Raw genomic sequence first — 25077 nt, 5'->3', positions numbered from 1 at the left:
GCGCCGGCCGGGGCAGGCAAACTAGAAATTCTTCGGGCTTACCCCAAATTTTTCTTGATGACTTCGCGATGAAGCGTTCGCTCCCCCTCAACGCCGTGCGTGTGTTCGAGCTTGCGGCGCAGCATTTGAGCTTTACCAAGGCCGGCGAGGAACTCTCGCTGACGGCCGCTGCGGTCAGTGCGCAAGTCAAATTGTTGGAGGCCTACCTCGGCACGCCTTTGTTTGTGCGAAGCAACAATAAGCTCGCACTCACGGCGGCGGGTGCGAATTATTTCCCGCGCATCCGGGATGCTTTTCGTGCGCTGCAACACGCCACGGACCAGGTGATGGGTGAGCGGAGCGCCTCGTTGAGGGTCGCCGTGCCGCCCACCTTCGGTACGAAGTGGCTCGTTCCGAGGCTATTTCGCTTCTTCACGAAGCATCCCGATATCGCGGTCGAGGTGGTCACGGATGGTGGCGATGCCGGATGGGATCTGGCGATCGATGACCGGATCGGTGAAGGGATGGAGTTGCTGGTGACCAGCGGGTACACCCCGGTCTGCGCGCCCCGCGTGGCCGAGGGCATCCGTGAGCCAGCCGACCTGTTCCAGCAGTTATTGCTCCACGAGCGCCCCGGCCGCCGGGCGGTGGCCATCGCCAGCTGGGATCAGTGGTTCGAGCAGGTGGGCGTGGAGCCCGGTGCGATCTCACGTGAGATGGGCTTCGGCGACGGCACCATGATGTTGCAGGCGGCCATCGAAGGGCAGGGCGTGGCCCTCGCACAGGACCTGTTGGTGGCTTACGACCTGGCGGCAGGGCGCCTGGCCGCACCGGTGCCCCTGGAGGTGCCGCTGCGCCACAGCTACTACGTAGCCGTTTCGCGCGAGGCCGCTTCAAGGGAAGAGACGGCCCTGTTCCGCGCGTGGCTCATGATGGAGCTGGCGAGCTAGGTGAGCTCGGCTGATTCATAGGGTTCGCGGACGCTCCGGCACCCGCGTGAACCTGTGTGGGGCGCACGGGCTGGCCGGCGGCGCTCTGCCGGCATCGGAAGCGAATCGAGCTCCTCGAGGCTGCAGGTTGAGATTCCTGCCCTTGTGGCGCCGGCCATGACGCTGCGATCGTTGCTGACGACGAGGTCGCACTGGTGGGCACGCCCGATCGCAATGATCTGGCGGTCTACCTTAATCTTCTGCCATGGCGCGTCCACGCCATCTCGCTTATCGCCCAGACTCCGGGCGGCACAGTCGAGGAGATGGAGCTCAACGGCGGACATGTAGTCGAACGCGCCCACGATGACCCACGGCTTCTCAATGATTGCGTTGATCGCGATGAGATCCGGCACCTTCGCCTGAACGAGATACTCCGCGACGGCGGGTGCCGGAATGACGATGCTTGAACGCATGGCCACGAGCCGATTTACAAAGCGCTGCGCGCGTTGTTTCAGATCTAGGTTCTTCCTGTTGCCCAGCCATGCGATGAGAAAATTGGCATCGACGAGAACAGATGTGCCGTTCATTCACAGCCCCTAATGTCTTTCCAGACGGCGATGGGGTCATCGAGGGCGTTCCAACCTTCGGCAGCTACGGAGGTGAGCAGATCGAGGGAATCAGCGAGGCTACTGTTCATGTCGAGGGCGATGAACGAGCGCACTTCACACTCGCCGTAGCACGGAAGCCAGCCGTCTTCGGTCCGCTCCCAATAGCCTTCGACCTGCATGCTGAGCATGCCTTCGTTGACGTGCCTTGTGATGTCGTGTGCAAGCGCGGGCTCACGCACACGCAGCTTCATGTCGCGGTGGCGGTAGTCGCGAACGTAAAGATACGAGCTGTCGCCAGTTTCATCCCGCTCGGTTATGAAGCCACGGACTTCGCTTTTCAGGCGAACGGGCGGCATGTACTCCGAAGCGCAGGTGCTTGGTGCAAGGTGGGCGGCCATGGTTCCTCCGTGTGCACGGGGATCGTGCTGGGGGAATTCTGGGCGCTTACGCAAGGTGCGCGCTGTAGGGGCTGGCGTGAATCCGTGTGGGCTTGGGCTGACGTGCGTGTAGGAATACGCGCGCGCCGCTACAGCCTACGGAGCTCAGTGCTCATCGTTGCGAAGGCGCGAGCTGAGGTTCTTCTGGCGGCGGTCGTGGTGCTCATGGGTTTCGCAGGCACGTTCGGCTTTCTTGCGTCGCCACCACACGATGCCGACGACGATCACGGCGGCGAGGAGCGCGAACCACAGGCCGGCCTGGCCGCGCCGGATCCACATGGCCAGCCAGGTGTGGTTATGGGCACCCAGGTAGCCCAGGTACACCCAGAGCGGCACGCTGATGGCGGCGGCCATGCCGTCGAGCAGCAGGAAGCGGAGGAAGCCCACGCGGTGGGTGGCGCCGGCGGTGATGAAGACGGCGGTGCGCATGCCGGGCAGGAAGCGGGCCACGAACATGAGCCGGTTGCCGTACTTCTCGAACTTTTCCTGGACCTTGGCGTAGCGCTCGGGGGTGAGCAGGCGGGCGACGAAGCGCCAGCGCATGATCCGGCCACCGAAGTGGCGTCCCAGCAGGAACATGGTCGAATCGCCCATCAGCACGCCGGCCATGCCCACGCCCACCATGGTGTGGACGTCGCCGTAGCCGAGGCCGGTGATGATGCCGCCGGCCACGAGGGTGATGTCTTCAGGCAGGGGCAGGCCCGCGCCGCACAGAATCAGGGCGAGGAAGACGGCGATGTAGCCGTTCCGCCCGAAGACGTCGACGAGGCTATTGAGCAGTTCCATCAGGCTTGGGCACGTCCGGTGAGGGCCGGGTCCTTCGGGGTACGAAGACCGGATGATCCCATGGATCGCAGGAGATCGCAGGTGCGGCGCATCATTCGGCTGGCGCCTTGCCCTGGGCGGCATGGTCCGCCAGGAGAACGCGAAGCTCGGCCTTCTCGGTGTCATCAAGGCTGCCGATGCGAGCGCTCAGGTCCTTGCGGCGCTCCGTGACGGCCTGGCGGTACATGCCCGCCAGCGCTCCCATGAATTCCTCGCGTTGCATATCCGCCTCGCCGATCACTTCGGCCTGCATCAGCTTCTGCAGGGAGGCGTATTCGGGGCGATCAAGAAAGTACTCAACCAGCACGGCAGGGCGGATATCCGGCCGGGAACGGATCACGTCGATCAGTTCAGCCAGCAGGTTCACGCCCGGGCGGTCGAGGCGCAGGAACGGGTAGGGCGGCTCGAGCTCAAGTGCCAGCGCGGGCTGGGCCAGCAACAAGGTGATTGCGCTGCGGACGAGGCTGCGCTGGGGGCCGCCCTGGGCGGGCCGGGCCGGGCGGGTAGGCGCCGCCTCGGGCTCGAAGGTGGCCCCGGCGCCGGTGCGTCGCTTCAACTCGTCCGCCATGAGATCGCGGAACGCGCCATCGGGCAGCTTCGCAATCAGCGGCCGGGCGCGCTCCGCCAGGCGGGCGCGGCCATCCAGCCGGGTGGTATCGACGTCGCGGGCCATTTCCTCGAAGAAGTATTCGGAGAGGGGCATCGATTCCTTCATCCGCTTCTCAAAGCCCTCCTTGCCCTCCTTGCGCACCAGGGTGTCCGGGTCCTCGCCATCGGGGAGGAACAGGAAGTGCGCCTGGCGGCCATCGCGCATGCGCGGCAGGATCGATTCCACCGCGCGCCAGGCGGCCTGGCGGCCGGCGCGGTCGCCGTCGAAGCAGAAATAGACATCGGGCGCGGCGCGGAACAGGACTTCAGCATGGTCCGGCGTGGTCGCCGTGCCCAGGGTTGCCACCGCGATAGGCAGGCCGGCCTGGTGCAGGGCGATGACATCCATATAGCCCTCGACCACCATGATGCGGCTAACCGTCTGGTTGGCCTGCTTCACCTGCCACAGGGCAAAGAGCTCGCGGCCCTTGTGGAAGAGGGGCGTTTCCGGGGAGTTGAGGTACTTCGGGCCCTGGTCGGAGGACAGGACGCGGCCGCCGAACGCGATGACGCGGCCGCGCCGGTCCAGGATCGGGAACATGACCCGCTCGCGGAAGCGGTCGTAGCGGTTGCCACGCTCGTTGCTGGCGACCATGCCCGCATCGTTGAGCAGCTTGCGGCGGTTGTCCGTGGTGCCGAGGGCCTTGAGGACGCCATCGAAGCCCGCCGGGGCCCAGCCGATGCGGAACCGCTTAAGGGTCTCTTCGTCCAGGCCGCGCTTGTCGACGTAGGCCTTGGCCTCGTCGCTCTGGCCTAGCTCCCGCTGGTAGAAGCTCGTGGCCTCGTCCAGCAGGGTGTACAGGTCGCTGCGGTCTTCCCGTGGCTTATCGTCGCGGCCGCCCTCGTAAGGCACCTTCATGCCTACGGACTGAGCCAGTTCCTCGATCGCGTCGGGGAATTCCAGCCGGTCGTAGTCCATCAGGAACTTGATGGCGCTGCCGTGGGCGCCACAGCCGAAGCAGTGGAAGAACTGCTTGGCCGGGCTCACGTAGAACGACGGCGAGCGCTCGTTATGGAACGGGCAGCACGCCGTCCACTCCCGGCCGGCCTTCTTCAGCGGCACGCGGCGTTCGATCACGTCGACGATGTCGACGCGAGTCAGGAGCTCGTCGATGAAGTTGTCGGGGATTCGGCCGCGCATCAGTCGCCTAGGATGCCACGCAACCGTTTCCGGGAGGAGCTTGACGAATCGATCAGAACGCCATTTTGAAGACGCCGACGACGGCCAGGATGGCGATGATGAACAGGATCAGGAAGATGGCGAAACAGACCTTGGCGATCGTGCCGGCGATGCCGGAGACCTTGGTGAAGCCAAGGGCGCCCGTGACCAGGGCGATGATGCCAAAGATGATGGCGTACTTAAGCATGGCGTTCCCCTCCAGAAAGAGCCGGAGGACGCTCCCCCTGCCGCGGCGGGAAGGATGCGGCGACCCATGTGGGCCGATTGTGAAGCCAACCGGTATCCGGTAGGAGCCCACCCTGTGGGCGACATCTTTCGCCCCACCGCCACAGGCCCTGTAGCGTTGTCGCGAACGGCGTCGCCCACAAGGTGGGCTCCTACGGGAGTTACATCAGCTTGGCTTTGACCTTGCCTGCCACAGCGCCCATGTCGGCGCGGCCGGCGGCCTTTTCCTTCACCAGGGCGACGACCTTGCCCATGTCGCGGGCCGAGCTGGCGCCGGATTCGGCCACGGCGGCGTCGATGAGGGCATCGAGCTCGGCGTCGGTCAGCTTGGTCGGGAGGTAGGCGTCGATGACGGTCATTTCGTAGCGCTCGACCGCAGCCAGATCCTCGCGGCCGGCCTTCTCGAACTGGTCGAGGGAGTCGCGGCGCTGCTTCTGCATCTTCTCGAGGACGGCCAGGACCTGGGCGTCGTCGAGTTCGATCCGTTCATCGACTTCACGCTGCTTGATCTGGGCCTGGACCAGGCGGATCACCGCCAGGCGGTCCTTCTCGCCGCCCTTCATGGCGGCCTTCATGTCGTCAGTGATCTTTGCCTTGAGGCTCATCGCTATTTCTCCAGAACGACGAAAAGCCGGCTCCACCTTTCGGCGGAGCCGGCTCGGGATTTCCGCCTGATTGCGGCGGCAGCGGGCGAACGCGCCAGCCGCGGGTCCAACACCGGCCCTACACAGGCCGGGTGGCAATCAGTACATGCGGGTCCGGCGCGTCGTGTCGCGAGACAGACGGCGCAGGTGGCGCTTCACAGCAGCAGCGCGCTTACGCTTACGCTCCTGGGTCGGCTTTTCGTAAAATTCGCGCTTGCGCGTTTCGGCCAGCACGCCAGCCTTTTCGCACGTACGCTTGAAGCGGCGGAGGGCAAGCTCAAACGGCTCATTCTCGCGGACTTTAACGCTCGGCATGGAAACTCCACTTGTTTAAACTGACCCGTCTATCCGGGTGAGCCGTGGATTATAACGTGATCGAAATGCAAATTTCAAAGCCTGTGTTAGGTGTCGAGACCTCCTGCGATGAAACCGGCGTGGCCCTGCTGCGCTGGGACCCGGAAAATCCGGGCCGCGGGCTGCTTTCCCACGCCCTTTTCAGCCAGATCGCCCTGCATGCCGAGTACGGCGGCGTGGTGCCGGAGCTGGCCAGCCGCGACCATGTCCGCAAGCTGCTTCCCCTTGTGCGCCAAGCCCTGAAGGACGCCGGACTCACCCCGGCCGACCTCGGCGGGGTGGCCTACACGGCCGGCCCGGGCCTCGTTGGCGCCCTTCTGGTCGGTGCCTCGGCCGCCCGCGCCATGGCCTGGGCCCTCGGCGTGCCGGCCATCGGCGTCCACCATATGGAAGGGCATCTGCTGGCGCCTCTTCTGGAAGAGGACCCGCCGGAACCGCCGTTCGTGGCCCTGCTGGTCTCCGGCGGCCACTCCATGCTGGTGGAGGTGAAGGCGATCGGTGAGTACCAGATCCTGGGCGATACCCTGGACGACGCTGCGGGCGAGGCCTTCGACAAGACCGCCAAGCTTATGGGCCTGCCGTACCCCGGTGGCCCGGCGCTGGCGAAGCTGGCGGAGCAGGGCGAGCCGGGCAAGTACCGCTTCTCCCGTCCCATGGTGGACAGACCGGGGCTCGATTTCAGCTTCTCCGGCCTGAAGACCCAGGTGCTCCTGGCCTGGCAGGCCTCAGATAAATCGGAGCAGACCCGGGCCGATATCGCCCGTGGCTTCGAAGAGGCGATCGTGGACACCCTGGCCATCAAATGTCGCCGGGCGCTGCAGGCCACCGGGACGAAGCGGCTGGTGATCGCCGGCGGCGTGGGCGCCAACAAGCGACTGCGTACCCAACTGGCCGAAGCCGGCGCCGCCGATGGCTTCCGCGTGTACTTCCCCCGCCTGCAGTTCTGCACCGACAACGGCGCCATGATCGCCCTGGCGGGCGCCATTCGCCTTGCGGCGGGCCAACAGCAGGACGAAACCATCCAGGTCTTCCCGCGCTGGAGCCTCGAAACCCTGCCCCCCGCAGCCTGACGGCCCCGCCGCTCGAAACCCTGTCCCCGCGGCCGTAGGAGCCCACCTTGTGGGCGACATCTTTCGCCGTACCGCCGCAGGCCCTGTGGCTCTTCCGCGAAAGATGTCGCCCACAGGGTGGGCTCCTACGAGGCGCAAGATGTCGCCCACAGGGTGGGCTCCTACGAGGCGCAAGATGTCGCCCACAGGGTGGGCTTCTACGATGTTCGTGGTGCCATCGGGTAACCTGTAGGGCCCTTCTTCACTTTTCGGGCCCCATGGACATCGTCTTCATCGAGGACCTGCGCATTGACGCGGTCATCGGCATCTACGACTGGGAACGCCGGATCCGGCAGACCCTTTCGTTCGACCTGGAGATGGCGTTCGATAACCGCCGCCCCGCGGCGACCGACGACATCAACGACACCCTGAACTACAAGTCGATTTCCAAGCGGCTGCAGGCGTATGTGGAATCCTCCAGCTTCGGCCTGGTCGAGACGCTCGCCGAGCGCTGCGCCGAGATCGTGCGTGAGGAATTCGGCGTGTCGTGGGTGCGCCTGAAACTCTCCAAGCCGGGTGCCGTACGTGGTGCCCGTGCCGTCGGCGTGCGCATCGAGCGCGGCACGCGGCCCGAATGATGCGTTACCCGGAGCTGTAACCCCCATGGACGACATGTTCACCATCATCGAGTTGAAGCGCGCAGGCGCCATCGCCGGCCTCTTCGTGGTGGCCTGGCTGGTGGGTTTGCTGGGCCGCGTGTTCCTGCACCGCGTGGTGCGCGTGGCGACACGGCATACCGCGTGGCGCTGGGACGATGCCCTCTATGAATTCGGCGCCTTCCGCTGGCTCGCGCGCATGTTGCCCGCCATCGTCGTGTACTACGGCATCGCGCTGTTCCTCGAGGTAAAGGACCAGGACAGCCTCGCCGGTTTCATTCGCGATGTCGCCGTGTGCTGGATGATCGTCTGCGTCATCGCCGCGATCGGCCGCTCGCTGATCGCGTTCGAATCGCTTTACAGCGCGACCCCGGCCGGCAAACGCTCCATCAAGGGCGTGGTGCAGCTGTTGCAACTGGTCCTGTGGATCGTGGCCGTGGTGATCGTCATTACGCGCCTTACCCATCAGAACGTGGCGTTGCTGCTGTCCGGCATCGGTGCCATGTCCGCCGTGTTGTTGTTGGTGTTCAAGGACACGATCCTCGGCTTCGTCGCCGGTATCCAGCTCAGCACCAACGACATGCTGCGCGTGGGTGACTGGATCACCATGTCCTCCGCAGGCGTGGATGGCGATGTCATCGATATCACCCTGCACACGGTGAAGGTGCGCAACTTCGATCGCACGATCGTTACCGTGCCGACGTGGCGCCTGATTTCCGACTCGTTCCAGAACTGGCGCGGCATGTCCGATTCGGGCGGTCGCCGAATTAAGCGCGAATTGTTCGTTGATGCGGCGTGCGTGCGCTTTCTTGAAGACGGCGAGCTCGAGCGGTTTGCGAAGATCCACCTGCTCGCTGCTTACCTGAAACAGAAGCGCGAGGATATCCAGCGCTGGAACGATGCGCTGGGCGAACCAGGCAAGCTACCGGCGAACCGTCGCCGCCAGACGAACATCGGTGCTTTCCGTGCCTATGCCGATGCCTATATCAAGGCGCATCCGGATGTGCACGATGCGATGACCCGCATGGTTCGCATGCGTGACCCCGGCCCGCAGGGCATTCCGCTCGAGGTCTATTGCTTCACCAACACCGTCGTGTGGCTGGAATACGAGCGGATCCAGGCCGACATCTTCGACCACCTCATCGCCATCCTCCCCGAGTTCGGCCTGCGTCCGTTCCAGCAGCCTTCGGGCGGCGATGTGCGCGAGGCGATCGGGGCGTTGCATGGCATCCCTGCACTGGAGGACTGAATGGGCCGTGCTTACCTGAGCCTCGGTTCGAATATCGACGCACCGCGCTGGCTGGCGGCGGCCGTGGCGGAATTGCGCGCCCGCTTTGGCGCGCTGGATATCTCGCCGGTGTACCGCAGCGCCGCCGTCGGCTTTGATGGCCCGGACTTCTTCAACCTTGCCGTGGCGCTGGATAGCGACCTCGGCCCGGAAGCGTTGAACGAGTGGCTCCACGCGTTGGAAGACCGCCACGGCCGCGTCCGTGGCGGCGACCGCTACGCCAACCGTACCCTGGACGTGGATATCGTCCTGTACGACGACCTGGTGATGAGCGGCGCAGGCAACCTCAAGCTCCCCCGTAGCGAACTCCGCCACGCCTTCGTGCTGAAGCCGATGGCCGACATCGCCCCCGACGTCCGCAACCCGGTCACCGGCCAGACCATGGCCGCCCTGTGGGCCGCCTTCCCCCAAGACAAAGAACCCCTCACCGCAGAGCCGATGCCCCTGTAGGAGCGCGCCTTGCGCGCGACATCTTTCGCCTCAACACAGCAGGTCCCGGGCTCTTACGCCAAACCCATCGCGCGCAACCGCGCTCCTGGAGGGGCGGTTCCGTTAGCCAGGACGGAACCGCCCCGCGGTGGCATTTGCCCCGCCCGGGGTGCTAAAACACCGCCACCGTTGCACACCAAGGGGTTCCAAAGGACATGGGCAAGTTCGCACGCAGTTGGGCGCTGATGAAATCGAGCGCCAACATCCTCCGCCAGGACAAGGAGCTGATGCTCTTTCCGCTCTTTGCGGGCTTGGCGTCGCTCGTGGTCATCGCCTCGTTCGCCTGGCCGGTGATCTCGCTGCTCCACGGCCACCGCACCGGCCTGGAAGATGGCGGCCGGCACGTCTCGCCGGTGTTCCTCGCCGTCTCGTTCCTGTTTTACTTCATCCAGTACGGTGTGGTGATCTTCTTCAACACCGCACTGGCATCCGCCGCCTTCATTCGCCTTGATGGCGGTAATCCCACGCTCAACGATGGCCTCAGCGCCGCGTGGAGCAAGCTGCCCGCGATCATCGGCTACGCGCTCATCTCGGCCACGGTCGGCATGATCCTGCGCGCCATCCAGGAGCGCGCCGGCTTCATCGGTCGCATCGTGGCCGGCCTGCTTGGCGTGGGCTGGACGGTCGCCACCTTCCTCGTCGTGCCGGTGCTCGCCGCGCAAAACGTCGGGCCGGTGGAAGCGGTGAAGGACAGCGCTTCGCTCGTGAAGCGCACCTGGGGCGAGAACATCATTGGTAACGCCGGCATCGGCGTCGTCGGCGGTCTTCTCACCTTTTGCGTCATGATCGTCAGCGCCATGCTTATCTTCGGCGCGTTCAGCACGGGCTCCGTTGCGTTGACGGTTGCCGTCGGCGTCGTCGCGGTCATCGCCATCGTGGCCTTGGGGCTCTTCCAGAACGCCATGCACGGCGTCTATGCCGCCGCCCTGTATCGCTACGCGCAATATGGTGACCCGGGCCAGGGCTTCGATCGCGCCCTGCTGGAAAGTGCGTTCCGCCAGAAGAAGTAACCGAAAAGGCCCGGCAATCGCCGGGCCTTTTTTATTGCGCTGTCGCCTGCTCTTTTTTGGCAGCGGTCGCGCCCTCGACAAGCACGTATTCACCTTTCGCGCCCCAATGCGGCGTCTTCTGGTCCAGCTTGAGGCAGGGGCGGCCACCGCATGAGGCGAGGCCGGCTCGTGCATAGGCCTCGATCGTTGCAGCGCCTATCTCGGCCTGCGCCGCTCGCGTGCGGGCGGCGTCATAAGCCTGGCTTTCGTGATGCAGCAACATGCCTCCTCCCGCGACAAGAAGAAGGACGGCACCCGCGATGCTCGCATAAGAAATCCAGACAAGCCTGCGTGTTTCCCGGGCGACCGCGCCAAGGCTGTTTTCAAGGTGGCGTGTCGTCTGCTGAAGGGACGACGACACCTCCAGGATGGATCGCGAATGCAGTTCAATCGACTCGGCGAGCGCGCTATCCACGGCGGCCCGGGCTGAAATGCCGACCTGGCGGACCGTCTCCCCGACCAGTTGGCCGACATTGCCCTGGAACGTGTAGGCCGTGTCGTTCAGGAGCTGCCCGGCATCGTGCTGCTCCTTGATCGCCGCGGTGGTCTGTTGCTTCAGCGTTTCCGCCAGGAGTGCCAGGCGCTTCGTTGTTTCAAAAAGCGGAGCGAGATCGGTATCCATTTTTCCCTTCGCATTTCATTTTTTGTGAGGCGGTCCACGCATGGATCAGGATAAGGCCTTGTCCCGGCGGGAGATACCTCGTAGTTTCTACGATCGGCAAGGAGATCGCCTGGAGGGTAAGTGCCTTGAGACCATACGCCTTGATCGTGGCTTTAGTGATGATGTCTTCCGGTTGCAATGGAGCAGAAATGAAACCTTCGTACCCAAGGAAAGCGGTTGATCCCGTTTCGGTCAAGCCGGCCGGATCGAATGAAGTATCGCTCCGGTACCACGTCTATCCCGAATCGAGTTACTACTCGGGTGGCGTCGATTACACGGTTGATGCCGGTGTACTGAAAGTCGTTATCGGCCGTTGCAAGGTCGGTAGTACGTGCGAATCGATGGCTAAAACCAATATTCCCCTGGATGACGAGTGGCAGGCGCAGGTGACGCTGCCGTACCACGGCGAGAAGATCGTCGTGGTGCACGCCGATGGCGACGAGCAGGTCTACCCGTAACCTCATTCAAGGAGAACGAGATGCCAGGACCTACTGGAGATGACAAGGTCGTACTGGGTATCCACACCAACGCGGAACCCAATACGAACGCGTGGAGCGTGGATACCGAGGGCCACGCGTGGATCTCGGTGACGCGCAACGGGACAACCCAGGCGTATGGCTTGTGGCCTAACGACCATCCGCGTTTCGCCAACGAAGCACAGCACCCCGAGACCAATATTCGGCAGGGTATCGAAAACCGGTTTCCCGCTACCGAAAGCCGGTACTACCAGCTCGATCAAAAGCAGGTAGCCGAACTCGACAAAGCCCTCGGCGAAAAGGTGACGTGGGGCTATCTCAACAATTGCTCGAACTGGGCGACGAATACGACGGAACGAGTCACCGGCGAGCATATCCACGCCCGTGACAATTACGGTATCCGTACACCCGGTGATCTGGCCAACGGCATCAAGGCGCTCGAGAAAGAGCACGCCACGGCGGTGAACCAGCCGACCCGTCACGTAGCAGAACCTTCCAGTTCGTTCGGTGGCAGGAACCCGCAACCGGCAGAGCAGGGCGCTGCGGCACCCGTGAAAACCGGTGATCCGGTCATGGATGCGTTGCTTGCCAATCCGGGTAATGCGGCGGCGGTCGATCAGGCGGGCAAACAGCTGGCGCAATCACCGGAGGGCCGGGCTTTCGCGGCTGAAGGCCAGCAACAACATGCGGCGCAGCAAGCGGCCCAGAAGCAGGCTGATCCTGGCCAGCAGCAGCAACAGCAGAATCAGCAGGCCCAGCAGCCAACCCAGCAGGGTCCTGCGCATCACCTGACGCGATGAAACGGGCGGGCGCCCTGGATCAGATATTCAACGCCCGCCCACCATCCACACGGACCACTTGTCCGGTCCGCCTGGCCTAGCGTGGATTGACCGGGAGGTACTGCCCCTTGTCGCCGGCCTTGGTGCCCTTGATGTCGACGTTGGCACAAAGCTGCCCGCCACAAAGCGTGACATCCGCCTTGTTGTACGCCTTAAGCAGCTCGGCGGAGAGCTGGTTCTGCTTGATCACATCCATGTAATGCGACGATAGCCATATGGCTGCGACGAGCAACAACGCGACGGCGCCACCCACTACGCCCACCACCTTCCACACCAGATGCCGATGGAGCTTCTCCATTCGCGTCATCTGGTCGGCGACCAGGCGGGTGGCCTCCATCGCTGAGCTCGAGGCATTCTGGAGGCGAAGCTCGTACTCGCCCACGGGGCGGTCGATACCTTCGCGGACGCGGTCGATGATCTGCAGCGGGATCTCGCGAAGGACGCCATCGGCCGAGCGCTGCACCGCCGTGGGTACGTGGCTGGTCAGGCCTTCCAACGCCTGCCATGTCTGATCCAGCCGCCGCTCGATCATCGAGCAACGCCGTTCGAACTGTTCCATCAAGAGCGCAGTGCTGCTGACCAGCGTCAGGATTTCCTTCTCTTCCATCGGTGTTCCTTTGTCAGCGGGTCATGCGCGGGCCGTGGGCCTGCTGCTGGGTCTGTTGCTGTTGTTGTTCGTTCTGTTGCTGATGAACCTGCGCGGCGCGTTGCTGCTCCGCGTGCTGTTCGATCTGGTTGGCCTGTTGCACGGCGTTCTGTTGCAACTGCTGGCCCGGCTGCATCTCGGCGAAAGCCTGCGTGTCCTGGCGGAATTTATTCCAGTCGCCATTGCGGGCGGCCTCGAGCATCTCGGTGATGCGGTCCTGCGTGGGGTTTGTAGGCAGGCCTTGTTTCATCGACGGCGCATGGATGCCGTTCGAGCGGGCAGCCTCGTTGAGTTCATCCCTGATGTTGCCGGTGGCCCTGGATTCGTGGCCGAACAAGGTCTCGTGCTTCCACGCGCCATCGGGACCGCGCTTATATTCATTGCCGTCCGAGGCCTCCAGAACATTCCTGGGCGCGTTGGCCGCCGCCACGGCCGCCGCTTCGGGCTTGCCGAAGCGCTCCCAGCCGTATTCCCGGTGCGCCTCGAGATAGCGTTCTGCAATCGCTAAAGGGCGATTGGCTCGGTTCTCTTCCGCGATCCTGGCGGAGGACTGGTCGAGCTCCTGCGTCCGCTGAGGAGAGGCAACGTCGGTCCGAGTCATCGGCAGGCCGTGTTCCATGTAGCCCGTTGTCACCTCACGGCGCCACGCCAGGGTGTTCGGATCGCGCTGCCATTTGGCTTCGCGAAGGCTCGGCGCATCCGTCGGCTTCGCTTCCACGGAGTAAGGATTGCGAGGTGTCGGCGGGTGGGCGAGGGCGAGCTGGACCTGGACGCCGGAGGCTTTGTAGTTGAGTTCGTTGGCGGTTTCGGGTGGCGCGGTGATGGTTTCTGTTTTGTACGCGGGCGCGCTGTAGCCGTGCCCCGGCACCGTGGGACCATTCGGATCGAGACGGGTCTCGCTGCGGGTCCAGCCGCGGTCGGGATTGGCTGGATCCATTTGCCAGCTTTGGCCCCGGCTGTCGTTCTGATGATATGTGCGGTAGTCGTCCACCTTGTTTGCGATCTTCTCGCCGGCGACCGCGCCCGCTATTGCTCCCACAGTGCCAGCCACAAGGGCACCGGGGCCAGTCTCCGCACCCGCAAGCGCAGCGGCCTGAGCACCCGCTACGGCACCGCCCCAACCGCCCAGATTCCTACCGGCAAAATGCACAACCTCGGACGTAGCACCGACCTGATTACCCGAGCGCTGGAGATTTGTCACACTGCGAGCGGTCACTGTCGCATCGAGTACGATAGCTGCTCTTCCAGCGACGTCCGTAGCGTGCAGCAGTCCACCGGATGGTGCGCGTCGCGTGAGAACGTCCCGGGAGAAGTCCGCATCCATCCCGGCGGCCTCAGGCGTAAGTGCCAACGCACCGCCCGAGCGAAGCGCCAACGTCCTGGTTTGCACGAGAGCCTGCCCATGCTCCACGGGTGTCCGATAGCTGACATCACCGACCGTGCGCGCATGGATTCGCGACCACTTGTCCGCCGTCGAGGTCATCTCCTCGATGGTCTGTCGAGCGAAGATCTCCCGCGGCTGGCCGAAGACGGTGTTGTTTGTTCCGTTGAAGCCGTAGGACAGGTCAACGCGACTTCGGAGGTGCCCCGTCGTTATAAGGCGATTCGAGTGGAGTGACGCCGCGCCCGCCATTTCGGCCTCGAGTGCGGAAAAGGTAACGGCCGACTTTCTGGCCGCCTCCAGCCCATCTCCTTCGGCGCCCGCAAGATGCTGACCATTGAAGGAGACGCGCGCCGCCTGACGAATGACGGGTAGTTCATGATTGGAGAAGCCTCGCCCCTCTGGTGCGCCGTCCACGAACCCGACGATCGGGCGTCCACTCAGGGCCGCCTGTCGGGCGAATTCAGGGCTGCCTGCGTTCCAAAGCATGTCGCTCACAGCATCTATCGGCTGTCCTCGCGGCCTGAAGCCTTCGCGGCTCAGCTCTACTGCAAGCTTATCGGCAACCAGTGCGAGCTCAGGACGCTTCCCTGCCTCGTTTGCGAATTGCCCCCACGAAGTATCGCCAATAAGCCCGGCCTGACCCCCGGACTCAGCGATGTATCGCCTCGCATTCTCATAGTTGGATATCCCGTGACCATCTTTGCCAGAGTACGCTACGTACGTGTTCCCATCTGGCAGCTTGGGCGGATGCACAGTTAGCTTGTCGTCAAGATAATCGGCGAAACTCGTCGTGGGTGTTGGCCCGGATCCTGGAGCTTCGAGATACCGAACAATTCGGTCGATCTCGGCCCGGTTGAGCGGCCGATCTTCGACGACATTCCATGCTCCTAACAATGTCGTTCGGAACGCTTCGGCATGAGAACTTCTCATGTTGTGTGATCCGGACGCGGATAGTCGGACTTCGAGAAGCGATGGCCGAGGACCAGGTAGCTCTCGAATGGGGCAGGGGCGGTCAGTTCTTCAGCCTGGGTAGAAAGTCCAAGTGCCTCGGCCTTCCCCGGGCTTAAGACGACAAACGTTTGCTGGTCATACAGCGTCTTTCCTCGACGGAGCATGTCGATGAGAGCGGACGCGAACGATCGCAGGAAGACCTCATCGCCAACGATGTAGCCCGAGGCAGCCTTTAGCGATAGGAGATGGGACACGTCATGGTCAGACTCCAGTGGGACTACGGTGTATAGGTCCCGCCCGATCTGAAAGTCGGATCCGCGAAGTCCGAAGTGATCGGACGTTTTCCCAGCCTCACAAAGAAACTGCGCCTCGAAATCCGTTGGACCATCTAAGGCCTCAAGACGAAACATCTTGCAATGGATGGGTGGTTCAAGCTTGCTCATTGGTACTGCTCGATTTGGTTGGCGTTGCCGGCGTCGTAAGGGATGTGCTTGCCGAAAAGAATCGACGCGGGGTGAAAGTCCTGGAGTTTGTCCGGATCCATGACGACTACGTCTCCGCCGAATCCCGCTGTGGAACGAAGGGCGACCGCATATCGAGCATCTATCCGGGCAACGGGGGTCCTTCGTGCGTGTGGGCGGACTTGAAAATCCGCTGATCGATAACCTTATCTTGGTCGAACGGTGAAGGAGCGGACTGATCGAAAGCTTGTGGGACGGTGACGAGGGTCCCTTTGGCCTCTCCACTAACTACAACGAACACCTTTTTTTCGAAGATTGCGCCGTCGCGTTCAAGCATGTCGAGGATTGAAGATGCGAAAGCGCGAAGGAATGCTTCATCATCCACTGCAAATCCGGCGGCAGATCTGAATCCGAGAATGCGGTGAGCTTGCGTCGTCGTATCGATGGCAACAACGGTATACAGACTGCTGTTTATCTGGAAATCTGAACCTCGGAGGCCGAAGTGCTCGGATGCAACGCCTGCGTGGCACGAAAACTGAAGATGAAAGTCTGTCGGGCCTTCAAGCGCCTCAAGCCGGAACAGGTTGCATTCTAGGGTGGGGTTTGGAATGGCCATTCCAGCTCCTTGGCTAGTTGCAATCATGGAAAGAGCAGCCTTTCGTGACGCTTCATTAATGGCGGGCGGCAGTGGTTGATCGATGTCGTTGATCACGATGCGATCTCATCAAGATAGGGTTGGGCAAGGACCCCGAGGGCATTTATGGCGAAACCCTGCTGTATATCCATGGGCCAGGTTCTGGAGATCTCCAGGTCGCGGCTGATGCTATCCGTCGCCGCAACCACTACAAGCTCTAAATTCGTGTAGATGGCCGTCGCTTTGCCGTATGTCTGAACCATACCCTCGGCGAGATACAGAGGCATCTCCTTTAGCGAAATGTCTGGAGCGAGGTGCGTGGCACACTCCATTGCCGATTCGAAGATCTTGTTTTGGTGAAAGATGAACGTCCATCTGACGCTTCTGTCTCGATGGATTTGAATGCGGCCATCGCATGAGAACCCATGGCGCCTGGAGCCCTTCCTTGCCCTGAACTCGAAACTTGCGTCGTCGGAGTCATCAGAGACAACAACACGGGGGCGGAAGATCTCAACGTCCCGTTCGATGTCAACCGACGTCAATGGTCGAGCTTCGAAATACATGCCTACTCCCTGGTAGCCCGAAGGCGCACATCCTATTCAAGAGCCAGTCGCCCCAATGAGGCCCAGCCGCGTGCCGCTACGATAGCCCACCGTCAGGGCCGTAGATACGCGAAAATTCTGAAAAATGCGGGAATCTCTAAGTTGTGACCGGCATCACGCCGCTCAGATATTCAACGCCCGCCCACCATCCACACGGACCACTTGTCCGGTCGTGTAGTGTGCATCCAGCATGAGCCAGCGGACGGCTTCCGCGACATCTTCCGGCTCGCCCTTTCGGGCGAGCGGCGTCTTGGCGATCAGCGCATCCGCCGCTTCCTCAGGCTTGCCTGATTCCGGCCAGAGAATGGCGCCTGGCGCGACGGCATTTACCCGCACTTCGGGTGCAAGCTCCTTGGCGAGCGATTGCGTGAGCATCGTGAGCGCCGCCTTTGCCATGACATACACCGTATGCCCGGCGAGCGGCCGCTCGGCGTAGATATCGACGATGTTGACGATCGCGCCTTTGCTCTCGCGTAGCGCGGGTGCCGCGGCTTGAGAAAGAAAGAAGGGTGCGCGCGCATTGGCGGCGAACAGGTCGTCCCACTGGGCCTGCGTCGTTTCACCGATGGGCGTGGGATAGAACGCCGACGCGTTATTCACGAGTCCGTTGAGCCGGCCGAAGACGGCGAGTACATCGCCGACGAGGTTCTCGGGTGTGGCGGGTTTCTCAAGTGCACCTGAGAAGAGCGCCACGCTGTCCGGCCGCTGTGCGTTGAGTTCCGCGGCGAGCGCTTCGGCGTCGTCGGCGGAGCTGCGGTAGTGAAGCGCGATGCTGCAGCCGGCGGCGTGCAGGCGGCGGCAGATAACGGCGCCGACGCGGCGGGCGCCGCCTGTGACGAGGATGACCGGTGGCGGGTTCATGGCTGGCTCCCTGGCTGGTGCGCGGGCAGCTTGCCGGAAAGCGGGGCGCGCGTCACGTTGTGGTTTTTTGAGTCGCTTTTTTGGTGGTGGGGCGGCGGGCTACTTTCTTCGCCGTTTTCTTTGTGGCCGATTTGGTGGTGGCCGCCTTTTTTGTTGCTGTTTTTCTTGGGGCGGGTTTTTGGGTGGTGGCGCGCTTGCGGGGGGCGGCCTTCTTCACCGCTTTGTTGGCCGGCGCTTTGGGCGCCGGATCGCGCGCGAGACGCGCTCCTACAGGGCGTGCGGTGGTATCCGCGGCCGCGTGGGTGCCAGAGGCATCTGCTTTTGGGCCGGAGGTTTTGGCGGGAGCATCGGTGGCCGCACCCTTGGATTTCTTCGCCGGCTTTTCGGGCGTGTCGTCGCCGTCGTCGACGCCATCGTCGATATGGACATCGCCGCTGAAGAGTTCGATGGCGGTTTTGGCGACCTGGCCGGTGTCGTAGTACGCGTAGGCGCCGACGCCGAGTGCGCCGACCACGGGTAGCCAGCGGGAGATGCCCTTGCCGACCGCGCGCTTGGTGACGCTGACGCCGATGCGGCCGGCGAGGCGTTGCAGCACGCTGGTGGCGGTGGTGCGGAAGACGAGGCGGTCGCCGACGCGGATGGCGATGTCGCGGAAGGCCTGGGCGGCGGTGTGGCGGAACAGGCACCACAGCATCTGCTCGCGGCCGAGCTTGGCAGTCTTGCCGTAGGCGGCGGCGATGTCGCTGACCAGCTGGCCCTGGATGCGCCAGATGGCGACCAGCTCCGGCAGGACGGTGAGCCAGCCGAGCGGGCCCGGGGGCAGGGCGAGGGAGCCGGCGGTGAGGGCGGCCTTGTTGGCGGCCGAGCTCGCCATCCGGCGGCATTCTTCCTCGACGCTGGCCTTGGCGGCCTTCGGCACTTCGCTTTCGGGGATGCGGCTGACGAACTCCAGGATCGCCTTGGCGACCGGGCTCTCGCCCCGGTCGATGCCCGAGGTCGGCACGATCTCTTTGGAAGGGGAGGCGGGGTCACGCTTCGCCATCGTCAACTCCTGTGTAAGGTGGGAGAAGGGTGAAGGGTGGATCGTGAAGGTGCCGCAAGCGTTGGCCGCTCCTCCGTGGGTGCGTGCTTGCGTGCGATGCACGGTTGCCGCGAGTCCCCGATCGCGCGCAAGCGCGCTCCTACAGGTGAGGTCGGACCCCTGCCCCGAAAGCTTGGGGAAAGGAACGGCCTTGAGACTGATGAAACGTTATAACATTTACGGCCCACGTCCCCCATGAAGCCTGTTCGCCTCGCCCTTGCCATTGCCCTGGCCCTTTCGGCCGCCCCCGCCTTCGCTGATGATGCGGCTCCCCCGCAAAAAGCTACGAATCTCAGCGAGGTGGATGTCACCGCCAAGCTCGACGAGGCGCGCAACAGCCTTTCGCCGGATACCGGCAGCAGCCAGTACGTCATGGATCGCCAGACGATCCAGGCGCTCCCGCTGGGCGATTCCACCCCACTGAACCAGGTGATCCTGCAGGCGCCGGGCGTGGTGCAGGACAGCTACGGCCAGCTGCATGTGCGCGGTGACCACGCGAACCTGCAGTACCGCGTGAATGGCGTGGTGATCCCGGAAAGTATCGGCGGCTTCGGCCAGACGCTCGACGCGCGCATGATCGAGAACGTGAAGCTGCTGACCGGCGCGCTGCCGGCGCAGTACGGCGATCGCACCGCGGCCGTGGTGGATATCACCACCCGCAGCCAGAAGCAGGATGGGATCGGCGGCAGCGTCGGCGTCACCGGCGGCCAGTTCGGTACGTTGAACCCGAACGCCACGTTGTTCGGCCGCGAAGGCAAGTGGAGCTTCTTCCTCACGGCCAACTATCTCGAGAACGATGTCGGTATCGAAAACCCGACCTCGAGCCGCAAGGCGATCCACGACCACACCAACCAGGTGAAGACCTTTGGTGACCTGTCGTACCTGATCAACGACGACACCCGCCTGAGCTTCATGTTCGGCGCGACGAACAACCGCTTCGAGATCCCGAATAACCCGGGCCAGGATCCGCAGTTCGGTTACCTCGACGTGACCAACTTCGACTCCGCGCAGCTCAACGAGCGCCAGCAGGAAAAGACGCGCTTCGGCGTGCTGAGCCTGCAGGGCAAGCTGGGTGAGACCGCGTACCAGGTGTCGGCCGGCCAGCGTTACAGCGGCCTCGATTTCACCCCGGATGACATCGGCGACCTGATGTTCAACGGCGTGGCTTCCGACGTGCGCCGTTCCAACCGCGCCGACACGCTGCAGGCGGATTTCTCCACGCCGCTGGGTGATAGCCATACGCTGCGTTACGGCATCTACGGTTCGTTCGAGCGCGCCAATGCGACGAACAACTCGCTGGTGTTCCCGACGGATGACGACGGCAACCAGGCATCGACCACGCCGCTGAACATCCTCGACACCAGCCGCATCCTCGCCCGCACCTACGCGGCGTACCTGCAGGACGAGTGGAGCATCGGTTCGCAGTGGACCGTGAACTACGGCCTGCGTGCCGACAAGTTCAACGCGTTCAAGCCGGAAAGCCAGCTGAGCCCGCGCCTGGGCGTGGTGTACCAGCCGACCGACAGCACGACGATCCACGCGGGTTACTCGCGCTACTTCACGCCGCCGGCGACGGAATCGATCACGCCGACGTCGATCGCGAAGTTTAACAACACGACCAATGCGCTGCCGGACAACGGCAACGACCTGCCGCTGGCCGAGCGCTCGAGCTACTACGATGTGGGTATCTCGCAGAAGTTCGGCGATGCGTGGACGGTGGGCCTCGATAGCTACCGCCGCAACGTGCAGCGCCTGCAGGATGAAGGCCAGTTCGGCGCGGCCGTGGTCTACTCCACGTTCAACTACGACCAGGGCAAGATCAAGGGCGACGAGCTGACCGTGAACTACGACGGTGGCGCGCTCACGGCGTACTTCAACTTCTCGTACAACCGCGCGGTCGGCAAGCGCGTGATCACCAGTCAGTACAACTTCAGCCCGGATGACCTGGCGTACATCTACGACCATTACATCCACCTTGACCACGACCAGAAGTACACCTCGTCGGGCGGCATCAGCTACGCCTTCAACGAGGGCACGAAGGTGGGTGCGGATTACCTGTTCGGCTCGGGCCTGCGTAGCGACGGTATCGTCCCGAACGGTGACCATCTGCCGGCGTACTTCCAGCTCAACCTGAGCGTGTCGCAGGATCTGCACCTGACCCCGATCGGCACGACCCATGCGCAGCTGGCCCTGGTCAACGCGCTGGATCGCACGTACGAGATCCGCGACGGTTCGGGTATCGGCGTGGGCGCCCCGCAGTTCGGTCCCCGCCGCGGCGTGTTCCTGTCCCTCCAGCAGGATTTCTAAGCGCTTACGCGGGCATACCCGATAGAGCTCCAGGCGTGCGCGGCGGCACGCCTGGGGCGTCGGGCGGCGAGACGACTTGCCCATCGATAATGTGCACATGCCGTTGAGCGCGCGCCGCTAGCGACGCATCGTGGGTCACCATGATGATGGTTGCGCCTTCCTTGTGAATATCGCCGAGCAGGCCCATCACGCTGTGTGCCATGTCGGTATCGAGGTTGCCAGTCGGCTCATCCGCAAGGATGAGCCGTGGTGATCCTGCCAGGGCCCGCGCTATCGCCACGCGCTGTTGCTGTCCGCCGGACAGCTGCGACGGAAAATGGCGTTTGCGCGATGACAGACCCACACGCTCCAAGGCGTTTTCGATCCGTGCCGCGCGCTCCGGAGCCTTCATGCCGCGATAGCGGAGCGGCACATCGATGTTATCGAACACGCAAAGGTCGGGGATCAGGTTGAACGCCTGGAAAATGAAACCGACTTTCTCGTTGCGAATGACCGAGCGCGCATCATCGTCGAGATCGCGCACGTTAATCCCGTCAATGACGTAATCGCCGCTTGTGAAAGACTCGAGCAGGCCGGCAACCGTAAGGAACGTACTCTTCCCCGACCCGGACGGCCCCGTGACGGCGACAAACTCGCCTTCGGCAACGTCGATGTCGAATGCGCGAAGCGCTGTCGTTTCCACCGATGCCGTCCGATAGACCTTGCCTAAATTGTGCATCCTGAGCATATCGCGAGCCTCCGGTAATCGCCTTGCATACATAACGCAAAGCGCTTGTCGGTGCCATGACGCTCGTATCTGTTGCCGTTTATGTGTGAGCGCATCCGCATTTCCTTGTAGGTGATAACCTACACATAAGTGGCGTTGAACTGCACCACCAAGCATATTCAATGGGTTGCGATACCTTCAGCGGCCCCGCGCGTCAACGAATGTTTGATGACAACGAAAACACACGGTTGACAGCTTCAATCGGCGAGGCGTATTTCTCTAAGCTCGGGTGATGGATGCCGTCGCGGTGGGGAGAACGCCACGATGCTTTTGCCCAGGGACAGGGAGATCACGTGTTCGCCTATTATCTCGCGCTCGCGATTCGTAGCTTTCGCCGCAACATCGGCATGACTGTGCTCATGGTGCTCACCGTCGCCTTCGGGGTGGCTGCTTCCATGACGACGTACGCCGTGTTTCGCGCCGTATCCGGTGATCCGATACCCTGGAAGTCGGGCTCCCTGTTCGTGCCGCAACTCGATACGTGGGGCCCGGACCAGCGCGGTGCCCGCACTGAGCCACCGGTAGCTCTGGACTACCGCACTGCGACCGACCTGCTCAGGGATGCCCGTGGCGACGCCCAGGCGGCTATGTACAAGATCTCGCCCGCGGTGTCTTCAGCGACCGCAGGCACGCATCCCGCCAATGTCGATGGCCACGCGGTGTCTTCGGATTTCTTCGGCATGTTCGATGTGCCCTTTCAGGACGGAGCCGGTTGGAGCCGCGAGGACGATGCGCGGCATGCCAACGTGGCCGTCATAAGTGCACGGCTTGCTGGCAAGCTCTTCCGTGGGGAGAGCGCGATAGGCCGGGAAATCGGCATGGACGGGCGGTCTTATCGCGTCGTCGGCGTTACGCGGCCGTGGAATCCCCAGCCGCGATTTTACGATGTGGTGAATACCGGGGGATTCTCGACGGCAAGCGAGGATATCTTCGTCCCCTTCGCCACCGCGATCGATGCCGGAATAATGAATACCGGCAACACCGATTGCGTGAAAAGCCCCGAAGACTCCGGGATCCGCGGCCTCGTCGGTTCGAACTGTGCGTGGTTGAGCTACATGGTGCTACTGACCGACCACGCGCGTGAGGATGCCTATCGGCAATACCTCCAGGGATATGCCGCGCAGCTGCAGGCGAGCGGCGCAATCGCATGGCAACCCGCGGTGCGCCTGCAGGATCTTCCCCACTGGCTCGATGCGCGCCATGTCGTTCCACCGGATACCGGCGTTTCGTTGCTTGTCGCCATGGGCCTGCTCCTGGTTTGCCTGGTGAATACGGCAGGCCTTCTGTTGGCCAAGTTCCAGCGGCGTGGCGCGGAGATCGGCGTCCGTCGCGCGATAGGCGCCTCACGCAAGGATATCTACGCGCAGTTCCTTATCGAATCGGGCATGGTGGGTGCCGCGGGTGGGATCGCCGGGCTGTTGCTCACGTTCGCTGGCGTGGCGTGTGTGCACGCTTTGCTCCCGCCGGAGATAGCGTCACTGGCACGTTTCGATGGCAGCCTGCTCCTTGCCACGATCGTTCTGGCCATCGTGTCCACGGTCGCCGCAGGTGCCTATCCGACCTTCCGGGCGACCCTCGTCCAGCCCACCCTTCAGTTGAAGTCGACATGAAGAATCCTTCCGTGCACCCGCTTATTTCGGCGCTCGCGAAGCACAAGGCCGGCGTCGTCCTGATCGTGCTGCAGGTGGCGATCACGCTGGCGATCGTGTGCAATGCCGTCTTCATCATCGGCACGCGCATGGATCGGGTAACGCGCCCCACGGGCATCGCGGAGGACGATCTGTTCGTGGTGACCCAACAGTGGTCGGGTGTCGATACGAGCAAGGCGGATGCGATCAATGTGCTGGATGCCATGCAGCGCGAAGATCTCGCGGCTATCCGCGGGTTACCCGATGTGCTCTCCGCGACGCCGATGAATTCCCTCCCGTTGATGAACTCCGCGGCGTGGAACGGCGGCCTGGGCCTGGCCCCATCGCAACCCGAGCCGTCGGCGCGCGTCAGTTACTACTTCACCGATGAGACGGCCCTGGCGACGCTAGGCATCCAGCTCAGTGCGGGCAGGCAGTTTGCCGCGCCGGACGTGGGGCACGTCGCCATGGGCGATCCCGCGACGCCGCCGGCCATCATCGTGACGGATGCCGTGGCCGGCAAACTCTTCCCAGCCGGGGATGCGCTTGGTAAGCCCGTGTACCTCGACGGTGCAGGGGCGCCTAGCACCATCGTGGGGGTGATTCCGCGCTTGCAGACACCGGGAACCAACGAATTCAGTTCCAGCTTCGCCTATAACGCGATACTGGTACCTTCACGCATCAATGCGACCTTCTCCCGGTATGTCATAAGGGCACGCCCCGGCAGGCTCGCCGCGGCATTGCACGCCGTACCCGACACGCTGTACCACACGAACGCCGCGCGTGTCATCGCGGATGACGGCATCCAGACGTTCCACGATATACGCCAGCAGGCTTATCGAGCCGATGTCGGCATGGCGGCGCTGATGGGAGGTGTATCGCTCATCCTCCTCGTGGTGACCGCTACAGGCATTTTTGCGCTCACCAGTTTCTGGGTCGAACAGCGCAAACGCCAGATAGGGATCCGCCGTGCGCTTGGGGCGCGGCGACGTGACATCCTGCGCTATTTCCAGATCGAGAACCTGCTGATCGTCTCCGCAGGCGCGACGCTTGGTCTTGTGATGGCGGTGGCGTTGAACATGGCACTGATCGCGCGTTACGAAATGGCACGCCTGCCTATCTCGTATGCGTTGCTCGGGTTGGTTGTCGTCGTCGTACTTAGCCAGGTTTCAACGTGGGTTCCTGCGCGCAAGGCATCGCGCGTCGATCCCGCGATAGCCATCAGGGACGCCTGATGGCGCGCGCCCGAGGGCGCGCAGGGGAAAACGAAAGAGTATCCACCTCGCGCCACTAGCAGCGGCGCGCCCACGGTAGCCAGCGTTGATTCCAGCGACATGGGAGGTTGTGATGGTTTCGAGTACCGATATTCTGGCCAGGTCCCCACTGGACCGCATTCCGATCAGGTTGATTGATGGTAGTT

27 protein-coding genes are annotated in these 25077 nt (G+C 63.2%); 11 read left to right on the top strand and 16 right to left on the bottom strand.

The window, feature by feature from the left end; all coding sequences use genetic code 11:
• Window positions 1-68 precede the first annotated feature (68 nt).
• Entirely contained in the window at window positions 69-929 is an 861-nt protein-coding gene (locus L2Y96_RS20615; protein ID WP_247330026.1) for a LysR substrate-binding domain-containing protein, read from the top strand.
• Here L2Y96_RS20615 and L2Y96_RS20610 read toward each other — a convergent pair.
• From L2Y96_RS20610 to rpsU, 7 genes are all read right to left on the bottom strand, one after another.
• The gene (locus tag L2Y96_RS20610) at window positions 926-1495 is read right to left on the bottom strand and encodes a hypothetical protein (protein ID WP_247330025.1); all 570 of its coding nucleotides are present in this window, start codon (window positions 1493-1495) and stop codon (window positions 926-928) included. The two genes, L2Y96_RS20615 and L2Y96_RS20610, sit on opposite strands and share 4 nt — an antisense overlap.
• Window positions 1492-1914 carry a hypothetical protein gene (locus L2Y96_RS20605; RefSeq protein WP_247330024.1) on the bottom strand — a complete coding sequence of 141 codons (423 nt, stop codon included), beginning with the start codon at window positions 1912-1914 and terminating at the stop codon, window positions 1492-1494. The genes L2Y96_RS20610 and L2Y96_RS20605 overlap by 4 nt, the downstream gene beginning before the upstream one ends.
• A 144-nt stretch (window positions 1915-2058) precedes the next feature.
• Window positions 2059-2739, bottom strand: coding sequence for a DedA family protein (locus tag L2Y96_RS20600; protein WP_247330023.1), 681 nt, complete (start codon window positions 2737-2739; stop codon window positions 2059-2061).
• A 91-nt stretch (window positions 2740-2830) separates the two neighbouring features.
• Window positions 2831-4567 carry a DNA primase gene (gene dnaG / locus L2Y96_RS20595; protein ID WP_247330022.1) on the bottom strand — a complete coding sequence of 579 codons (1737 nt, stop codon included), beginning with the start codon at window positions 4565-4567 and terminating at the stop codon, window positions 2831-2833.
• Window positions 4568-4619: 52 nt separating this feature from the next.
• Window positions 4620-4793 carry a DUF1328 family protein gene (locus tag L2Y96_RS20590; RefSeq protein ID WP_247330020.1) on the bottom strand — a complete coding sequence of 58 codons (174 nt, stop codon included), beginning with the start codon at window positions 4791-4793 and terminating at the stop codon, window positions 4620-4622.
• A gap of 199 nt (window positions 4794-4992) precedes the next feature.
• Entirely contained in the window at window positions 4993-5436 is a 444-nt protein-coding gene (locus L2Y96_RS20585; RefSeq protein WP_247330018.1) for a GatB/YqeY domain-containing protein, read from the bottom strand.
• A gap of 138 nt (window positions 5437-5574) precedes the next feature.
• Window positions 5575-5790: a 30S ribosomal protein S21 gene (rpsU, locus tag L2Y96_RS20580; protein ID WP_029213735.1), complete on the bottom strand. Its 216-nt coding sequence runs from the start codon at window positions 5788-5790 to the stop codon at window positions 5575-5577.
• 65 nt (window positions 5791-5855) lie between these two features.
• On the opposite strand from rpsU, the gene tsaD reads away from it, so the two are divergent.
• The 5 genes from tsaD (at window position 5856) to L2Y96_RS20555 (ending at window position 10321) form a co-directional block, all read left to right on the top strand.
• Complete coding sequence (tsaD, locus tag L2Y96_RS20575; RefSeq protein ID WP_247330016.1) at window positions 5856-6899, top strand: tRNA (adenosine(37)-N6)-threonylcarbamoyltransferase complex transferase subunit TsaD; 1044 nt, start codon at window positions 5856-5858, stop codon at window positions 6897-6899.
• Window positions 6900-7156: 257 nt separating this feature from the next.
• Window positions 7157-7516, top strand: coding sequence for a dihydroneopterin aldolase (gene folB / locus L2Y96_RS20570; protein WP_247330013.1), 360 nt, complete (start codon window positions 7157-7159; stop codon window positions 7514-7516).
• A 25-nt stretch (window positions 7517-7541) separates the two neighbouring features.
• Window positions 7542-8783 (top strand): mechanosensitive ion channel family protein, encoded by a 1242-nt coding sequence (locus tag L2Y96_RS20565; protein WP_247330010.1) that lies wholly within the window; start codon window positions 7542-7544, stop codon window positions 8781-8783.
• Entirely contained in the window at window positions 8784-9272 is a 489-nt protein-coding gene (folK, locus tag L2Y96_RS20560; RefSeq protein ID WP_247330007.1) for a 2-amino-4-hydroxy-6-hydroxymethyldihydropteridine diphosphokinase, read from the top strand.
• 194 nt (window positions 9273-9466) lie between these two features.
• Entirely contained in the window at window positions 9467-10321 is an 855-nt protein-coding gene (locus L2Y96_RS20555) for a DUF6159 family protein (RefSeq protein ID WP_247330004.1), read from the top strand.
• 31 nt (window positions 10322-10352) lie between these two features.
• Here the strand turns inward: L2Y96_RS20555 and L2Y96_RS20550 are convergent, their stop codons facing one another.
• The gene (locus L2Y96_RS20550; protein ID WP_247330002.1) at window positions 10353-10982 is read right to left on the bottom strand and encodes a hypothetical protein; all 630 of its coding nucleotides are present in this window, start codon (window positions 10980-10982) and stop codon (window positions 10353-10355) included.
• 188 nt (window positions 10983-11170) lie between these two features.
• Between L2Y96_RS20550 and L2Y96_RS20545 the strand changes: the two genes are divergently transcribed.
• Window positions 11171-11479: a hypothetical protein gene (locus L2Y96_RS20545; protein ID WP_247329999.1), complete on the top strand. Its 309-nt coding sequence runs from the start codon at window positions 11171-11173 to the stop codon at window positions 11477-11479.
• 20 nt (window positions 11480-11499) lie between these two features.
• On the top strand, window positions 11500-12297 hold the full coding sequence (locus L2Y96_RS20540; RefSeq protein ID WP_247329996.1) for a hypothetical protein: 798 nt from the start codon (window positions 11500-11502) through the stop codon (window positions 12295-12297).
• A 76-nt stretch (window positions 12298-12373) separates the two neighbouring features.
• On the opposite strand, the gene L2Y96_RS20535 is transcribed toward L2Y96_RS20540, so the two are convergent.
• From L2Y96_RS20535 to L2Y96_RS20505, 7 genes are all read right to left on the bottom strand, one after another.
• Window positions 12374-12943, bottom strand: a complete 570-nt coding sequence (locus L2Y96_RS20535; protein ID WP_247329995.1) for a relaxation protein — start codon at window positions 12941-12943, stop codon at window positions 12374-12376.
• Window positions 12944-12956: 13 nt separating this feature from the next.
• Window positions 12957-14861, bottom strand: coding sequence for a hypothetical protein (locus tag L2Y96_RS20530; protein ID WP_247329993.1), 1905 nt, complete (start codon window positions 14859-14861; stop codon window positions 12957-12959).
• 431 nt (window positions 14862-15292) lie between these two features.
• The gene (locus L2Y96_RS20525) at window positions 15293-15760 is read right to left on the bottom strand and encodes a hypothetical protein (RefSeq protein ID WP_247329991.1); all 468 of its coding nucleotides are present in this window, start codon (window positions 15758-15760) and stop codon (window positions 15293-15295) included.
• Window positions 15761-15920: 160 nt separating this feature from the next.
• Window positions 15921-16490 carry a hypothetical protein gene (locus L2Y96_RS20520; RefSeq protein WP_247329989.1) on the bottom strand — a complete coding sequence of 190 codons (570 nt, stop codon included), beginning with the start codon at window positions 16488-16490 and terminating at the stop codon, window positions 15921-15923.
• The gene (locus L2Y96_RS20515) at window positions 16487-16975 is read right to left on the bottom strand and encodes a hypothetical protein (RefSeq protein WP_247329987.1); all 489 of its coding nucleotides are present in this window, start codon (window positions 16973-16975) and stop codon (window positions 16487-16489) included. Before L2Y96_RS20515 ends, L2Y96_RS20520 begins: the two co-directional genes overlap by 4 nt.
• A gap of 162 nt (window positions 16976-17137) precedes the next feature.
• Complete coding sequence (locus tag L2Y96_RS20510; protein WP_247329985.1) at window positions 17138-17875, bottom strand: pteridine reductase; 738 nt, start codon at window positions 17873-17875, stop codon at window positions 17138-17140.
• Between the two features lie 52 nt (window positions 17876-17927).
• Complete coding sequence (locus L2Y96_RS20505; RefSeq protein WP_247329984.1) at window positions 17928-18917, bottom strand: hypothetical protein; 990 nt, start codon at window positions 18915-18917, stop codon at window positions 17928-17930.
• Between the two features lie 234 nt (window positions 18918-19151).
• Between L2Y96_RS20505 and L2Y96_RS20500 the strand changes: the two genes are divergently transcribed.
• Window positions 19152-21263 (top strand): TonB-dependent receptor, encoded by a 2112-nt coding sequence (locus L2Y96_RS20500; protein WP_247329982.1) that lies wholly within the window; start codon window positions 19152-19154, stop codon window positions 21261-21263.
• 4 nt (window positions 21264-21267) lie between these two features.
• Here L2Y96_RS20500 and L2Y96_RS20495 read toward each other — a convergent pair whose 3' ends face one another.
• A complete protein-coding gene (locus L2Y96_RS20495) occupies window positions 21268-21990 on the bottom strand; it encodes an ABC transporter ATP-binding protein (protein WP_247329980.1) in 723 nt (240 codons plus the stop codon).
• Window positions 21991-22322: 332 nt separating this feature from the next.
• Here L2Y96_RS20495 and L2Y96_RS20490 point away from each other — a divergent pair, with 332 nt between their 5' ends.
• Complete coding sequence (locus tag L2Y96_RS20490) at window positions 22323-23639, top strand: ABC transporter permease (protein ID WP_247329977.1); 1317 nt, start codon at window positions 22323-22325, stop codon at window positions 23637-23639.
• A complete protein-coding gene (locus L2Y96_RS20485; protein WP_247329974.1) occupies window positions 23636-24892 on the top strand; it encodes an ABC transporter permease in 1257 nt (418 codons plus the stop codon). The genes L2Y96_RS20490 and L2Y96_RS20485 overlap by 4 nt, the downstream gene beginning before the upstream one ends.
• Window positions 24893-25077: the final 185 nt, after the last annotated feature.

The organism is Luteibacter aegosomaticola, from assembly GCF_023078475.1.
Classification (GTDB): Bacteria; Pseudomonadota; Gammaproteobacteria; order Xanthomonadales; family Rhodanobacteraceae; genus Luteibacter; species Luteibacter aegosomaticola.
The sequence above is the reverse complement of the archived record's forward strand: the minus strand, read 5'-3'. Positions and strand labels throughout refer to the sequence as shown.

Excerpts from the sequence above, each read along its gene's own strand:
- L2Y96_RS20515 (WP_247329987.1), bottom strand. The coding sequence starts at position 16,975 with ATGTATTTCGAAGCTCGACCATTGACGTCGGTTGACATCGAACGGGAC.
- L2Y96_RS20605 (WP_247330024.1), bottom strand. The coding sequence starts at position 1,914 with ATGGCCGCCCACCTTGCACCAAGCACCTGCGCTTCGGAGTACATGCCG.
- tsaD (WP_247330016.1), top strand. The coding sequence starts at position 5,856 with ATGCAAATTTCAAAGCCTGTGTTAGGTGTCGAGACCTCCTGCGATGAA.
- folB (WP_247330013.1), top strand. The coding sequence starts at position 7,157 with ATGGACATCGTCTTCATCGAGGACCTGCGCATTGACGCGGTCATCGGC.
- L2Y96_RS20585 (WP_247330018.1), bottom strand. The coding sequence starts at position 5,436 with ATGAGCCTCAAGGCAAAGATCACTGACGACATGAAGGCCGCCATGAAG.
- L2Y96_RS20505 (WP_247329984.1), bottom strand. The coding sequence starts at position 18,917 with ATGGCGAAGCGTGACCCCGCCTCCCCTTCCAAAGAGATCGTGCCGACC.
- L2Y96_RS20510 (WP_247329985.1), bottom strand. The coding sequence starts at position 17,875 with ATGAACCCGCCACCGGTCATCCTCGTCACAGGCGGCGCCCGCCGCGTC.
- L2Y96_RS20615 (WP_247330026.1), top strand. The coding sequence starts at position 69 with ATGAAGCGTTCGCTCCCCCTCAACGCCGTGCGTGTGTTCGAGCTTGCG.
- L2Y96_RS20550 (WP_247330002.1), bottom strand. The coding sequence starts at position 10,982 with ATGGATACCGATCTCGCTCCGCTTTTTGAAACAACGAAGCGCCTGGCA.
- L2Y96_RS20610 (WP_247330025.1), bottom strand. The coding sequence starts at position 1,495 with ATGAACGGCACATCTGTTCTCGTCGATGCCAATTTTCTCATCGCATGG.
- L2Y96_RS20485 (WP_247329974.1), top strand. The coding sequence starts at position 23,636 with ATGAAGAATCCTTCCGTGCACCCGCTTATTTCGGCGCTCGCGAAGCAC.
- rpsU (WP_029213735.1), bottom strand. The coding sequence starts at position 5,790 with ATGCCGAGCGTTAAAGTCCGCGAGAATGAGCCGTTTGAGCTTGCCCTC.
- L2Y96_RS20545 (WP_247329999.1), top strand. The coding sequence starts at position 11,171 with ATGAAACCTTCGTACCCAAGGAAAGCGGTTGATCCCGTTTCGGTCAAG.
- dnaG (WP_247330022.1), bottom strand. The coding sequence starts at position 4,567 with ATGCGCGGCCGAATCCCCGACAACTTCATCGACGAGCTCCTGACTCGC.
- L2Y96_RS20500 (WP_247329982.1), top strand. The coding sequence starts at position 19,152 with ATGAAGCCTGTTCGCCTCGCCCTTGCCATTGCCCTGGCCCTTTCGGCC.
- L2Y96_RS20525 (WP_247329991.1), bottom strand. The coding sequence starts at position 15,760 with ATGAGCAAGCTTGAACCACCCATCCATTGCAAGATGTTTCGTCTTGAG.
- L2Y96_RS20600 (WP_247330023.1), bottom strand. The coding sequence starts at position 2,739 with ATGGAACTGCTCAATAGCCTCGTCGACGTCTTCGGGCGGAACGGCTAC.
- L2Y96_RS20590 (WP_247330020.1), bottom strand. The coding sequence starts at position 4,793 with ATGCTTAAGTACGCCATCATCTTTGGCATCATCGCCCTGGTCACGGGC.
- L2Y96_RS20555 (WP_247330004.1), top strand. The coding sequence starts at position 9,467 with ATGGGCAAGTTCGCACGCAGTTGGGCGCTGATGAAATCGAGCGCCAAC.
- L2Y96_RS20495 (WP_247329980.1), bottom strand. The coding sequence starts at position 21,990 with ATGCTCAGGATGCACAATTTAGGCAAGGTCTATCGGACGGCATCGGTG.
- L2Y96_RS20565 (WP_247330010.1), top strand. The coding sequence starts at position 7,542 with ATGGACGACATGTTCACCATCATCGAGTTGAAGCGCGCAGGCGCCATC.
- L2Y96_RS20535 (WP_247329995.1), bottom strand. The coding sequence starts at position 12,943 with ATGGAAGAGAAGGAAATCCTGACGCTGGTCAGCAGCACTGCGCTCTTG.
- L2Y96_RS20540 (WP_247329996.1), top strand. The coding sequence starts at position 11,500 with ATGCCAGGACCTACTGGAGATGACAAGGTCGTACTGGGTATCCACACC.
- folK (WP_247330007.1), top strand. The coding sequence starts at position 8,784 with ATGGGCCGTGCTTACCTGAGCCTCGGTTCGAATATCGACGCACCGCGC.